The organism is Amycolatopsis sp. Hca4 (genome assembly GCF_013364075.1).
GTDB lineage: Bacteria > Actinomycetota > Actinomycetes > Mycobacteriales > Pseudonocardiaceae > Amycolatopsis.
Map to the genome: position 1 here is coordinate 8,903,440 of NZ_CP054925.1, position 12,794 is coordinate 8,916,233.

The window sequence follows — 12,794 nt, forward strand, 5'->3', positions numbered from 1 at the left end:
GACCCTTCGATCACGCGTGTCGACCGTTCCCGCACGGCATCCACGGTGAGCGGAAGCGGATCTCGCGTGATTGGAGGCGGATCTCGCGTGATTGGAAGGCGATCTCGCGTGATTGGAGGGCATCACGCGTGATTGGAGGGGCGACACGGTCAGGGGAAGGCGTCGCGGAGGGTGTTGCGGAGCCACTGCTGGGCCGGGTCGGCGTCGAGGCGGGCGTGCCAGGACAGGCGGACCTCGAGGCCGGGCAGGTCCGCCGGGACCGGGAACCAGCGGAGGCCGAGCGGCTCGCCGTACTGCTCGGCGAGGCGCCGCGGCAGCAGGCCGACGTACGGGCTGGACGCGACCACCAGCGCGGCCACCGCGGCAGTGGGGACGACGGCGGCGACGTGGCGGCGCAGGCCCGCCGCCTCGAGCGCCTCGTCCAGCGGGCCGCGGGCGAGGCCGCGGCGGGAGGCCGCCACGTGGGGGTGCCGGCACAGCTGCGCCAGCGTCGGCCGGCGGACCCGGCCCAGCGGGCTGTCCGCGCGCACGGCCGCCACCAGGTGGTCGTGGTAAAGCACCGCCGTCCGGATGTCGGGGGACGGGTGCCCGCCCACGCCGATGTCCAGGTCGACCGAGCCGTCACGCAGGGCCTCGGCGCTCTCGTCGCCTTCGGCCACGAACCGCAGCGTGACACCCGGCGCGGCCGACGCCACCGCGTCGGCCGCGGCCGTGGCGAGGGTCGCGGCCACGCCGTCGTTGATGCGGATCGTGAACGTGCGGTCCAGGGTGGCGAGCGAGAAGTCGGTGCTGACCAGCGACGCCGCTTCCTCCAGCAGCGAGCGCACCCGAGGCGCGGTGCGCAGCGCGAACGGCGTCGGCGCCAGCCCGCGGCCGGCCCGCACCAGGATCGGGTCGCCCATCGCCCGCCGCAGCCGGCCCAGCGCGCGGCTGGTCGCCGGGATGGACAGGTGGAGGCGCTCGGCCGCCGCCGTCACGCTGCCGTCCCGCAGGAGCGCGTCGAACACGCGCAGGAGGTTCAGGTCGAGCTGCTCGGGCATGGTTGCAGCGTACGCAAAACAGTCTTGTCGAAGTTGCGTCGCGCGCAGGGGTCCGTCGTTCCTACCGTCGGCCCCATGCACCTCAAGCAAAGAACGAGCCTGCTCCCGCTCATGTGCGCGTGCGTCGTGCTCGTCGTGGGCATGGTCGCGGCGGTCAACCTGGCCGTCCCGCTGCTCGCCGCGAGTCCGTTGCACCCGTCGGCGCCGGCGCTGGTCTGGATCGTCGACACCTACGTCATCGTGTTCGCCTGCCTGGTGATCCCCGGCGGGGCGGCAGGCGACCGGTTCGGCCGCAAGGGCGTCCTGCTGGGCGGGCTGGTGCTGTTCGCGGTGGGCGCGCTGCTGTCGGCGGTGGCGCCCGGCGTCGCCGTCCTGCTCGCCGGCCGGGCGCTCACCGGGGTCGGCGCGGCCGCGGTCCTGCCCAACTCGCTCGCCGTCCTGCTGCACGCCGTTCCCGCCGGACGCCGGCCGGCCACCATCGCGACCTGGGCGTCGATGACCGGTATCGGCGGGGTCGCCGGTAACGCCGGCGGGGGGCTGCTGCTGGCGGGCGGATCGTGGCGCTGGCTCTTCGCGGCCGCCGTGCCGGCCGCGCTCGCCGCGGCCGTCCTGGTCGCCCGCACGGCGCCGGTTTCGGCCCGCCACGATCGCCCGCTCGGCCCGGTGGCCGCGCTGTTGCTGGTCGGCGCGTCGGTCGCCCTGCTGGTCGGGATCGTCCAGGGCCCGGAGTCGGGCTGGGGCAGCACGCTCGTCGTGACCGGCTTCGCCGGTGCGGCCGTGCTGTTCGCGGCGTGGGTGGTCGTCGAACTGAGGTCGGAGCACCCGCTCCTGGACCCGCGGCTGTTCCGGATCGCCGGCCTGCGCAGCGCCTGCCTCGGCATGACCGCGATCTTCTTCGGGATGTTCGCGCTGTTCTACGTCAACGCGTCGTTCCTCCAGTACGCCAAGGGTTTCGGGGTACTGGCGACCGGGCTCGGGATCGTCCCGCTGACCGTGCCGATCGTCCTCGGCGGACGGCACGTGGGTCGCCTGTCCCGGCGCATCGGGGTCGACGGGACCGTCGCGCTCGCCTTCGCGTTCGTCGGAGCCGGCCTGCTCGGACTGTCCACGAGCGACGCGACCACCCCGTACGCCGGGTACGCGGCTTGGCTCGTCGTGACCGGGATCGGGGTGACGCTGGCGTTGCCGACGTTGTCGGGCGTGATCGCGGGCGCTCTCCCGGCGGCGCAGGCGGGGGTGGCCACCGGGCTGCAGGCCACGACCCGGGAGTTCGGCAGCGCGCTCGGCGTCGCCGTGGTCAGCACCGTCTCCACCGCGTGGTTCACGGCCGCGCTGCCGCCGGAGGGCCGTGGGGCGCACACGGTGGCCGAAGCCCTCGCCCGGACGCCCCGCGCGTCCGACGTGGTGGCCGCGTTCGTCTCGGGGACGGACGCCGGGCTGCGCGTCGCCGGGGTGGCGGTGCTCGTCCTCGGCGGTCTCGTCGCAGGGGAGTCGTGGTGGTCGCGGCGACGGCGGTGAAGACCGTCCCGGGAGTTCCCGTGCCCCCGGGACGGCCGTGCACCGGTGCTGCAAAGACCGTGGCGGTCCTTCCGGCGGCATACCCGTCCACCGGGACGACTTCCACGACCCGTGCGCCGAAGCGGAGTGACCCGCCGCGGCGCTCGACCCCGGGCCCCCGCCCGGTGCGCCGGAAGAAGGCCACCCCGGGGGCGTCGGGTTCCCTCGGGATGGCCCTCTCCTGGCCCGCCGGGCGCTCGGTTGTCCAACGCGAGGCGGGCAGGGGGACGCTGGGGCCGGCCACCACACCACCCAGCCGCGGAGGGAGTGTGGTGGCCGGCAAGGGACGGCGGCCGCCGCGCGCAGCCGGCGTCCCGGCTTTCTCTACCTCCCCATCGGGATGGCCATGGTCGGCAGCGCGGCGCCGGGCTGCGCGGCGAACGCCGTGGTCGGCGGGGCCGGCAGCGACTGCGCGGGGAACGCCGTCGTCGGGATGTCGTTGGCGAACTCGCTCTCGAACTCCCGCTCGAAGGCCTGGTGGTCGAAGCCGCTGTCGAACTCCGGCGGCACCTCGGCCGCCAGCGCGGCGAGCGCCGGTTCGACGGTCGGCACCTCGGGGACCTCCGCGACGGGAGCGGGCTCCGGCTCCGGCACGTAGTCGGGTGCCGGCAGCCGCCGGTCGAGCTCGGCCATCCAGTCGAGCATCGCCCGCGGCTTGTCCCAGCAGGAGATGCCGACGAGCCTGCCGTCGCGGACGAAGCCGGTGATGCCGTCGGCCAGCGACACGGTGTCCTCGGCCAGCGACGGCATCCCGCACATCTGCAGCCGGGTGTCGTACAGCGTCGACCAGGCGCGGGGGAGCGGGGTGAACGGCTTCGCGCTCGAGTGGCCCACCAGCAGGTTGTCCGCCGCGTGCCGGGCCGACTCGACGGCGTTGATCCAGTGCTCGACCCGCCGCGGGGTCTCGTCGAAGCGCAGGTTCGGCCAGCGCGCGATGTCGCCGGCGATGACGACGTCGGAGGCGCCCTCGGCGAACAGCTTCGAGTCGCAGAGGACGCCGTCGCTGATGTCGAGGCCGGAGCCGCGCATCCAGTCCACCGACGGGACACTGCCGATGGCCAGCACGACGACGCTGGCGACCAGCAGCTGGTTGTTCGTCAGGTGCAGCCCGACGGTGTCCTTCGTGCTGATCCAGTGCCGGACTTCGCTGCGCATCGCCAGGTTCGCGCGGTGCTCGTGGTGCGCCTCGACGATGCCGCTGGAGACGCGGTCGCCGAAGCGGTGCAGCGGGGCCTTCGCGTGCCCGATCAGGGTGACGTCCCGGCCGATGTGCCGCATGCTCGCGGCGAACTCGTTGCCGATCAGGCCGGCGCCGATCACCACGGCCGGCTTCTTGCTGGCGTTGAGGCAGCGCCGCACCGCCATCGAGTCCTCGACCGTGCGCAGGATCCGCACCCGCGGGTCGTGCCGCGGCGCGCCGGGCAGGTGCCGCGGGTAGACGCCGGTGGCGGCGATCAGGCCGTCGTACCAGAGGGACTCCCCGCCGGGCAGGTGCACGACCCGCTCGGTGGTGTCCAGGTGCGTGACCCGCGCGCCGAGGCGCCAGTGCACGTCGAGGTCCGGCAAGTAGTGCGAAAGGCCCACGTCGCTGGGCCGTTCGGTCCCCATCACCAGCGCCTTGGAGACCATCGGGCGGTGGTAGGGCCGCCGGGCCTCGTCGCCGATCAGGACGATCTCGCCGTCGAACTTCTGTTCCCGCAGTCGCTCCGCGGCGCGCAACCCTGCGACACCCGCGCCGACGATGACGATCCGGTCGCCGTCAGCCATCCAGGTCCCCTCTCATCACGACCGCCTGCATCGGGCAGCAACGGGCGGCCATCTTCGCCTGTTCAATGGTGGTTTCGTCCAGCAGCCGCGTGTGGAAGCGCAGGCGGCCGTCCTGGCCGAGGTCGAACACGTCCGGCGCCTCCATGGCGCAGATGCCGTAGAGCTCGCAGCGGTCGTTGTCGACGCTGATCCGGGGCCCGCCGCCGGGCAGACGGAACGGCATGTCAGGCCACCTGCTCTTCCACGAGGCCGATCCGCTCCAGCGTGCGGGCCGGCATGAACCGCAGCATCGACACCGTCACGGCCGGCACGAGCAGCGTGATGCCGCCCAGCCAGGTCACCGAGAGGTGGCCGTTGGCGATGGCGCCGAACCAGGAGTGGACCGCGATGAGCCCCACGGCCGGATACGCGCAGCGGTGCAGCCACAGCCAGCGCCGGTAGGAGGTGAAGCGCTGCAGGCCCGCGGTGAGGAAGATGGCGAACATGACCTCGAAGCCGACGATGCCGGCGATGTGGCGGGCTTCCTGGCCGGAGCCGAACGGGATGAACATGTAGGCGAAGCTGTACGGCTGGACGGTCAGGTAGGTGAAGCCCAGCGCGTGCACCGCGCCGAAGATGATCGTCGCGGTGGCCAGCACCATGTGCGTGCTGCGCAGGCCCTTCCGGCCGGTCACCGAGCGGATCCAGCCGGTCGCGGTGAGCACGCCCCAGGTGAGGGTCAGCATCGCCGCCCCGTAGGAGGTCCTGGCGGCGAACGCGGCCAGGCCGCGGGCGGCCGGGTCGGTCTTCGGCTGGAACTGCTGGGTGAGGAAGATCGTCGCGTCGTGCCAGGTCTCAACCATGGCTACCCCCGGTTCTCGCGGTGGCCGGCCGGGACGACGTCCTGCCGCGGCCACGGTTGCTCTTGACTTGGCGCAGCACGTAGAAGAGGCCGCCGCCGAGGAGCAGGAACAGGCCGCCGACCACGGCGATCTGCGACGGGTCGAGCCCGAGCTGGATGCCGGTGGGTGCCGAGGTGGTCGAGACCACCGGGGCCGGCAGCGCGGTGTAGTCGACCATCCCGGTGCTCTCGAGCATCGTCATGTGCCGCATCACGGCCTGGTTGCCGACGGTCGCGAAGGCCCGCACGTCGTCGTTGCGGGTGCCGGCGCGCAGCTGCGCCAGTACGGCGAAGACCTGCCCATGCGCCGCCCGCAGCCGGTTGGCGAAGACGCGGTCGAACTCCGGGCCGGGGGAGGCGGCCATCTCTTCGGCGAGCCAGCCGCGCTGTTCCTCGGAGGGCTGGTCGGGGACCGGCGAGTTCAGCTTCTGCGACAGCGCGCGGGTCGCCACGTCCAGGCGGCCGTGGTCCATCATGATCGCGAAGCCGACCTTCTGGACGATCGGGCTGCCCTTCTCCATGGCCATCATGCCGGAGGGCATTTCCCACAGACCCGCCTGGCGGACCTTGGTCAGCAGCACCGCGTCGGTGTCGGACACCGAGTTCACGGCGCCGGTCTGGGCGAGGGAGGCCGAGCCCGGCGCGAGCAGCGCCAGCACGAGCGCCACGACGAACAGGATCCGGACCAGCGGCCGGGAACGCTCGAGAACCGACGCGGGTTCGAAGTCGAACCCGGCGAGCTCAGACGCCGAACGCATTTTGCCTCCACTCGTCCTGGGTCAGGGTGATCTTCTTGCCGTCCGGCGCGATCGGGTACCACGCCTGGTCGGCGCCCTGGCCGGAGGTGTCGGCCGGTTCCTCGTCGCCGGTGAAGTGGTACAGCGGCCAGCCGGCGAGGGTCTGCTGCACGCTGCCGTCGTCGCGGGTGATCTGGCCGACCAGCGACCGGTCGACGTCGATCGGGGCCAGGGTGCCCGGCTTGACCGGGATCCACTTGGCCGCGCACGCGTCCGTGCAGTTCGACCGCGAGGGGTTGGGGGTGTCCCGGTCGTACCGGTAGATCGTGTACCCGGTCCCGTCGACGAGCAGGAGTCCGAGGTCGAACGTCTTCGCGGCCCTGAGCTGGCTCTTCGCCGGGTTGTTCGGGTCGGCGGTGATGCCCTGCGGCATCGGCAGGACGACCTGGCCCTGCTGCATGCCGGGCATCTGCATCCCGGCGCCGCCGGCGGCGTACCCGCCACCCGAGGTGGTGGCGGCGCCGGCGGTACAGGCAGTGAGCAAGGCGAGTGCAGAGAGGCACACGGCGGCGGGGACCACCGGGCGGGGAATGCGGATCACTGCTCCTCCGTGGGGCATGACTACGCGCTGTTGCCGGTAGTGCAACGGAAAAGGGCGCGAAAGATCCACAGTGGACATTCGGTCCGGAGTGGATGCGGAGCGTTGCGGGGGACAACGCCTGGTCGGGGTCTTCGGTAGGGGATACGGACACGGTCCGGAAACGGTTCAAAAAAGTTTTGCCACCGGTTTGCGGGCCCCGGGTACTGGACGCCGGGGCTCGCGCACACCAGGATGTCCCGCGTGGGACGGCACACCCGAGCGCTGAGATCCGTCGGTGATCAGGAAGCCGTCGTCGAGCCCGACGGCGGCCACGACGATCTGGCGAAGGCGCTCTACCAGGAGTTCGGCGGGTCCCTCATGGCGTTCGCGCTGCGGCTGACCGGCCACGACCGGCAGTGGGCCGAAGACGTCGTGCAGGAGACCCTGATCAAGGCGTGGCGGAACGCCGACAAGCTCGACCGCCAGCCCGAGATGCTGCGTGCCTGGTTGTTCACGGTGGCCCGGCGTATCGTCATCGACGGCTGGCGCAGCCGCAGTGCCCGCCCCCAGGAGATCGAGGAGATCGAATCCGACGCGATCGCGGTGTCCGACGAATCGGACCGGACGCTCGCCGCGATGATCGTTTACGAGGCGCTGCAGGGTCTCTCGCCCGAGCAGCGGGAGGCCATCCAGCAGACCTACCTGCGCGATCGGACCGTGAACGAGGTCGCGGCGACCCTCGGCGTGCCACCGGGCACCGTGAAGTCCCGCATCCACCACGCCGTCCGCGCGCTGCGCCGGGCCCTGCGCGAGCGGGGGTGAACTGAGCGTGGCCGGATCACCGCACACCGACGTCGCCGCCTACGTGCTGGGCGTCCTCAGCGAAGCCGAGAACTCCCAGTTCGAAGCCCACCTGATGAACTGCCCGCACTGCCAGCTCGACCTGATCGAGCTCTACCAGCTGCCGGACGTGCTCGACCTGGTGAAGCGCAGCTGGCCGGAGCCCCCGATGCCCGCGCCCGGCCCGCGCACGCTGTCCCCGGGCCCGCGGGTGCTGCGCGGCCTGATGGAAGAGGCCGCGGTCAAGCGCCGCCGCCGTCGCCGGATCGGCATCCTCGCCGGGGCCGCGGCCGCGGCGGCCGTGATCGCCGGCCCGCTGGTGACCCTCGCGGTCCGGCCGGCCGACGCAGTCCCGCCCGCCTCGCTCGCCGCCCCGAGCAACAAGCAGCCGCCGCCGGCGACGAGCGTCCCGGCGACGTCCACCGCGCCGCCCGGCGGTGCCCCCGGCCAGCCCGGCGGCGGCCAGACCTACGGCCGCGGCAGCGGCGGGTCGGCCGTCAGCGCCCTGGTCACCGTTTCGCCGGTGGAGTGGGGCAGCCGCGTCGAGCTCGAGCTGCGCGGGATCGTCGGGCCGGTGAAGTGCCAGCTGGTCGCCGTCCCGGCCACCGGGGCCGAGCGCGTCGTCTCCAGCTGGTCGGTGCCGCCCAAGGGGTTCGGCATCCCCGGCTCGCCCGAGCCGTTGCGGCTGCAGGGCTCGGTCTCCCTGGCGATGGACCAGATCAGCCGGTTCGAGGTGCGCGGCGAAGACGGCACGGTCCTCGTCGTCGTCCAGCGCTGAATCTCTTTCTTTTCGGTGAAACGTCGTGACCTGGGTTAATGCCGCCCGGTTGCGTTCTGGTTGATAACGAAAAGATAACGGACCGGTCGCTTTTGAACCTCGGGCCGCTCGGGTCCGTATCCCCCAATGCATCCCCCGATGCATCCCGACAGCCGGAACCGCAAGCATCCCCACTCGGGTTCCGTGCGATCTCGAGCTCAATAAACGGTAGTTCTTGCCCGGGCTGCCGCGCCGTTGGCGCGCGCCCGGAATAACGAACGAGGTGAACTAGTCTATGGCCCGGAATTCTCGGTCCCCCGTGACGGGCAAGCACCGCGTTGCCCGCCGAACCAAGATCGCGATGGGTGCGATCGGCCTGGCGATCGCCGTCGGCGCACTCGCCGTCGCGGTCACCGCGGGCCGCACGGGCGAAGCCAGCGCGGACCCGGCGGACCCGTCGTTCTACATCGACATCAACAAGGTTCCCGCCGGCAGCAACGTGAACGCGGCCCTGAAGGGGAAGGGCGCGAAGGGCTCCTTCACCGTCGACTGTGGAACGAACGCGGACGGCTCGCACCACAACCCGGACAACTTCATCGCGCAGCCCGGGATCAAGAACGGTGCCCAGCACCTGCACGACTACGTCGGCAACGTGACGACCGACGCCGACTCCAGCCTCAAGAGCCTTCTCGCCGGCGGCACCACCTGCAAGAACGGTGACAAGTCGGCGTACTTCTGGCCCGTCATCCGGATCGACCGCGAGGACAACGCGACCAACCAGAGCAAGAACCAGAAGGCCAAGCAGGAGCAGCAGGGCAAGACCGGCGACGTCCAGCAGGACAAGAGCCAGCAGGACGCCAAGGACGCGCAGGAGCAGCGTCAGGGCGGCGGCCAGGCCGGCCGGGGCGCCCGGCAGCAGGGCGACCAGAACGACGGTCAGCAGCAGGACCGGCAGCGCCGTCAGCAGAACAACCAGCAGCAGGACCAGAACCAGCAGGACCAGAACCAGCAGAACCAGCAGGACCAGAACCAGCAGCAGGACAAGAACCAGCAGGACCAGAACAAGAACCAGCAGAACCAGAACCAGGCGCAGCAGGAGGAGCTCGGCGGTCCGCAGGGCGCGAACGAAGAGGTCGGCGACAACGACGGCGAGATCATCGAGCCGGAGTCCGCGACGCTGAAGTTCATCGGCGGCGGCGCGCGGAACGTCGTCGCGATGCCGCTCGGCCTGAAGATCCTCTACGGTGACGCCAAGCAGAGCACCAACGGCCCGAAGAACGCCCGGCCCAGCTGGACCTGCACCGGGTTCGAGGACCGGCTCACCGACAAGTACCCGATTTGCCCGCAGGGCAGCAAGGTCGAGCGGATCCACGCCTTCCCGAACTGCTGGGACGGCAAGAACACCGACAGTGCGGACCACCGCAGCCACATCGTGTTCGCCGACCAGCAGGGCAAGTGCCCGCAGGGCTTCAAGAACGTGCCGCAGCTGCAGGTGACCCTGGTGTACAACGTCCCGCAGGACGTCCAGCAGAACAAGCAGTACAAAGTGGACGCTTTCGCGCAGGAAGAGCACAACCCGAAGTCCGACCACGACGACTTCGCGAACGTGATGAGCAAGCAGATCATGGGCCGCCTGGTCAACTGCATCAACTCCGGCAAGGTCTGCGCCGAATAACCCCTCTGCAAGCGGGAAGGAGAACCTCCGATGAACCGTGCTCGCCCGGCTGCCGCCGCATCGATCACCTTCGCCGGACTCGCGCTGGTCGCGGCCTGCGGGACCAACCCGTACGCCACGTCCGGGGCCGTCCAGCCGGTGGTGCTCGGGGCGCAGCAGCAGCCGGCGAGCGCGGTTCCGGCCGGTGCCACGGCGCAGCTGATGACGTCCACAGTGGACGCACTGGGCACGGTGCTGGCCGACGGCGAAGGGCACACGCTCTACCGGTACGCGAAGGACACGGCCGAGCCGTCGAGCGCGAACTGCGCCGGCCCGTGCGCGACGACGTGGCCGCCGCTGATCTCCGACGCCCCGGCGGTGGCCGCCGGGATCGACAGCGCGCTGGTCGGCCAGGTCACCCGGCCCGACGGCCGCAAGCAGGTCACGGTCGCCGGCTGGCCGGTCTACCGGTTCGCGAAGGACACCGGGCCGGGCCTCGCGCTCGGCCGCGGGGTCAGCGCGGACTGGGCCCCGATCACGCCGGCGGGGGAGAAGGCGGGCACCGAGCGGCCGACCCTCGGCACCACGCAGATCGACGGCCTCGGGCCCGTCCTCACGGACGCGGACGGCCGCGCGGTGTACCTGTTCACCAAGGACGGCCGCGGTGCCGGCAAGTCCACCTGCACCGGCGCGTGCGCGAAGAAGTGGCCGCCGCTGCTCGCGAACGGCCGCACCACGGTCCCCGACGGGATGGACGCGGGCCTGGTCGGCCGCATCCGCCGCGAGGACGGCACCACACAGGTGACGGTGGGCGGCTGGCCGGCGTACACGTACGCGGCGGACACCAAGCCCGGAGAGGCCACCGGCCACGGAACGGGCGGCACGTGGTTCGCGCTGGAGCCGAACGGCTGCAAGGCGGAGCCCACGCAGCGCCCACCGGTCCAGCAGGCCAGAGCGACGAACCCCGGCGGGTACTGACCCGCCCCACGATCCCCGGCCCGGCGGACACTTCCCTCCACCTCACCCCCCGAGTCCGCCGGGCCGGTTGCACCACCCCTCGACCGCGGGACTCCCTCCCGCACCACCTGCGGGCCCCCGCCCGCCCGACCCGCGAGACCCAGGTCCCCCACCCACAGCGGGATTCACTCCCGCACCCGAGCCCCGGCCCGGTGGACGCTTTCCCTCCACCTCACCCCCCCCTGTCCGCCGGGCCGGTTGTTTCACCGCAGGAAATCGCGGGGCTTCGGTCCCGCACCCCGAGCCCCGGTCCGGTGGACGCTTTCCCTCCACCTCACCCCCCCAGTCCGCCGGGCCGGGATACCTCACCACCGATCCGGTCAGCCGGATCAGCGAAGGAGGAGAAGGCGGGAGTCGCTCCCGCCCGAGAGTTCCGGCCCGGTGGACACTTCCCTCCACCTCACCCCGGTCCACCGCGCCGGAACCTCCCCAATCACGCGAGATCCCCCTCCAATCACGCGAGATACCCTCCTGATCACGCGAGATACCCGCCCAGTCACACGAGATACCTCCCCAGTCACGCGAGATACCCCTCCAGCGAACGAGATCCGGCCCCGATCACACGACTTCCATGGCTGATCACGCGACTTCCGCCCCGAAACACGCGAGACACGCCCCGAAGCCCCGGCCGGTGACCGCCCCTCGGTCACCGGGCCGGATCCGAGTCAGTCCGAAGTAGGCCCGGGCCAAACCCGAGCAGCGGCAAAAGCAAGGCCGAGCCGAGCGGGGCCGAACTCAACCGGCCCGCACAGAACCAAGCCAGACCGGAGCGAGCCGAACCGGCTGAAGCAAAACTGAACCGAGCCGGCCGGAACCAAGCCCGCTCCACCTGGGCCGACCGGCCCCCCAGAACCCCGGTCCCGGGGGATGCTTCCCTCCACCTCACCCCCCTCATTCCCCGGACCGGTGAACGCTGCGGTCCCCGTGCTCCGGCACGGGGACCGTGGCCCAGAAGTCCAGCGGCACCCGCCCGGCGCCCCGGCCCGCGGAGTCGAGCAACCGGCCCATCAGCTTGACAGTCCGCAGCGTCACCGCCCGGCCGGTGATCTCCAGCCACGGCAGCTTCGCCGCCAGCCGGGCCTCCACCGCCAGCACGTCGTGCGGGGATGGCAGCCACAGCACCAGCATCAGGTTCTCCGCCCCCGTCAGTGCCGCGCACATCCGGACCTCCGGCACCACCGCCAGCGACCGGGCCGTCGTCTCCAGCTTGTCCGGCGGTACCCGCAGCCACAGCGTCACCGTCACCGGGGCCGGGGATGCCGAGCGGGCGATCTCGCACCGCACGCGGATCGCGCCACGGCCGAGCAGCCCTTCCAGACGGCGGCGCACCGTCGTCGCGCCGAGGCCGAGCGACTCCGCCAACGCCGCCGCCGAGGCGCGGGCGTCCGCGCCCAGCGCCAGGATCAGGGCCCGGTCCGCCGCGTCGAACCGCAGCGGGGCACGACGGCGGGCCGGCTTGGCCGACAGCGCCTCCCGCTGGCCCGGCGAGATCGCCCGGACCCGCCAGCGGCTGCCCTCGGTGAACATCCGCGGGGACACCGTGGTCCGCACCCGCGTCACGCCCGGCACCGCCGCCACCCGGCCCGCCACGTGCGCCCCCAGCTCGCGCAACGACGGCGCGACGACGTGGGCGAGCAGGTCGCACGGCCCCGCCACCTGCTCGACCGTCGCCACGTGGACGTCGGAAGCCAGCGCGTCAGCCACCGAAAGCACCGCCCCCGGCTCGCAGTCGACCGCGACGAACGCGAGCACCAGCCGCGAGACCACCTCCCCGCCGGCGTACGCGGTGAGCCACGCGTCCCCGCGCTCCACCAGTGCGTCCCAGCGGCGGGCCACCGTCACCGCGCTCAGCCCCAGCGCGTCCCCGAGCGTCGACCACGACGCCCGCGGCGCCGCCTGGAGCGCGTCGGCCAGTTTGAGGTCCTGCTCGGCCAACATGGCGGATTCTTCGCTCATCAGCCCTCG

12 protein-coding genes are annotated in these 12,794 nt (G+C 72.1%); 5 read left to right on the forward strand and 7 right to left on the reverse strand.

The annotated features are described in order from the left end of the window. Positions 1–149 precede the first annotated feature (149 nt). The gene (locus HUT10_RS40575) at positions 150–1,040 is read right to left on the reverse strand and encodes a LysR family transcriptional regulator (protein WP_176176036.1); all 891 of its coding nucleotides are present in this window, start codon (positions 1,038–1,040) and stop codon (positions 150–152) included. Between the two features lie 111 nt (positions 1,041–1,151). Between HUT10_RS40575 and HUT10_RS40580 the strand changes: the two genes are divergently transcribed. After that, on the forward strand, positions 1,152–2,558 hold the full coding sequence (locus HUT10_RS40580) for an MFS transporter (RefSeq protein WP_176178269.1): 1,407 nt from the start codon (positions 1,152–1,154) through the stop codon (positions 2,556–2,558). Between the two features lie 363 nt (positions 2,559–2,921). Here HUT10_RS40580 and HUT10_RS40585 read toward each other — a convergent pair whose 3' ends face one another. From HUT10_RS40585 to HUT10_RS40605, 5 genes are read right to left on the reverse strand one after another with little or no spacing between them, the layout of a single operon-like run. Further along, a complete protein-coding gene (locus tag HUT10_RS40585) occupies positions 2,922–4,364 on the reverse strand; it encodes an NAD(P)/FAD-dependent oxidoreductase (RefSeq protein WP_176176037.1) in 1,443 nt (480 codons plus the stop codon). After that, positions 4,357–4,587 carry a ferredoxin gene (locus HUT10_RS40590; protein ID WP_013224408.1) on the reverse strand — a complete coding sequence of 77 codons (231 nt, stop codon included), beginning with the start codon at positions 4,585–4,587 and terminating at the stop codon, positions 4,357–4,359. The genes HUT10_RS40585 and HUT10_RS40590 overlap by 8 nt, the downstream gene beginning before the upstream one ends. Before the next feature lies 1 nt (position 4,588). Then, complete coding sequence (locus HUT10_RS40595; RefSeq protein WP_176176038.1) at positions 4,589–5,206, reverse strand: ferric reductase-like transmembrane domain-containing protein; 618 nt, start codon at positions 5,204–5,206, stop codon at positions 4,589–4,591. After that, positions 5,199–6,002, reverse strand: coding sequence for a DUF4142 domain-containing protein (locus tag HUT10_RS40600; RefSeq protein ID WP_176176039.1), 804 nt, complete (start codon positions 6,000–6,002; stop codon positions 5,199–5,201). Before HUT10_RS40600 ends, HUT10_RS40595 begins: the two co-directional genes overlap by 8 nt. Continuing rightward, positions 5,986–6,525, reverse strand: coding sequence for a hypothetical protein (locus tag HUT10_RS40605; RefSeq protein WP_254897240.1), 540 nt, complete (start codon positions 6,523–6,525; stop codon positions 5,986–5,988). Before HUT10_RS40605 ends, HUT10_RS40600 begins: the two co-directional genes overlap by 17 nt. Positions 6,526–6,822: 297 nt before the next feature. Between HUT10_RS40605 and HUT10_RS40610 the strand changes: the two genes are divergently transcribed. The 4 genes from HUT10_RS40610 (at position 6,823) to HUT10_RS40625 (ending at position 10,790) form a co-directional block, all read left to right on the forward strand. Beyond that, positions 6,823–7,383, forward strand: a complete 561-nt coding sequence (locus HUT10_RS40610) for a sigma-70 family RNA polymerase sigma factor (RefSeq protein ID WP_176176041.1) — start codon at positions 6,823–6,825, stop codon at positions 7,381–7,383. A gap of 7 nt (positions 7,384–7,390) precedes the next feature. Continuing rightward, positions 7,391–8,179, forward strand: coding sequence for a zf-HC2 domain-containing protein (locus HUT10_RS40615; RefSeq protein ID WP_176176042.1), 789 nt, complete (start codon positions 7,391–7,393; stop codon positions 8,177–8,179). A gap of 274 nt (positions 8,180–8,453) precedes the next feature. Continuing rightward, positions 8,454–9,833, forward strand: a complete 1,380-nt coding sequence (locus tag HUT10_RS40620; RefSeq protein ID WP_176176043.1) for a DUF1996 domain-containing protein — start codon at positions 8,454–8,456, stop codon at positions 9,831–9,833. A gap of 30 nt (positions 9,834–9,863) precedes the next feature. Then, positions 9,864–10,790, forward strand: a complete 927-nt coding sequence (locus HUT10_RS40625; RefSeq protein WP_176176044.1) for an SCO0930 family lipoprotein — start codon at positions 9,864–9,866, stop codon at positions 10,788–10,790. 930 nt (positions 10,791–11,720) lie between these two features. Here the strand turns inward: HUT10_RS40625 and HUT10_RS40630 are convergent. Further along, positions 11,721–12,785: an Lrp/AsnC family transcriptional regulator gene (locus HUT10_RS40630; RefSeq protein WP_254897241.1), complete on the reverse strand. Its 1,065-nt coding sequence runs from the start codon at positions 12,783–12,785 to the stop codon at positions 11,721–11,723. Between the last annotated feature and the right edge of the window lie 9 nt (positions 12,786–12,794).

Excerpts from the sequence above, each read along its gene's own strand:
- HUT10_RS40575 (WP_176176036.1), bottom strand. The coding sequence starts at position 1,040 with ATGCCCGAGCAGCTCGACCTGAACCTCCTGCGCGTGTTCGACGCGCTC.
- HUT10_RS40580 (WP_176178269.1), top strand. The coding sequence starts at position 1,152 with ATGTGCGCGTGCGTCGTGCTCGTCGTGGGCATGGTCGCGGCGGTCAAC.
- HUT10_RS40585 (WP_176176037.1), bottom strand. The coding sequence starts at position 4,364 with ATGGCTGACGGCGACCGGATCGTCATCGTCGGCGCGGGTGTCGCAGGG.
- HUT10_RS40590 (WP_013224408.1), bottom strand. The coding sequence starts at position 4,587 with ATGCCGTTCCGTCTGCCCGGCGGCGGGCCCCGGATCAGCGTCGACAAC.
- HUT10_RS40595 (WP_176176038.1), bottom strand. The coding sequence starts at position 5,206 with ATGGTTGAGACCTGGCACGACGCGACGATCTTCCTCACCCAGCAGTTC.
- HUT10_RS40600 (WP_176176039.1), bottom strand. The coding sequence starts at position 6,002 with ATGCGTTCGGCGTCTGAGCTCGCCGGGTTCGACTTCGAACCCGCGTCG.
- HUT10_RS40620 (WP_176176043.1), top strand. The coding sequence starts at position 8,454 with ATGGCCCGGAATTCTCGGTCCCCCGTGACGGGCAAGCACCGCGTTGCC.
- HUT10_RS40625 (WP_176176044.1), top strand. The coding sequence starts at position 9,864 with ATGAACCGTGCTCGCCCGGCTGCCGCCGCATCGATCACCTTCGCCGGA.
- HUT10_RS40630 (WP_254897241.1), bottom strand. The coding sequence starts at position 12,785 with ATGAGCGAAGAATCCGCCATGTTGGCCGAGCAGGACCTCAAACTGGCC.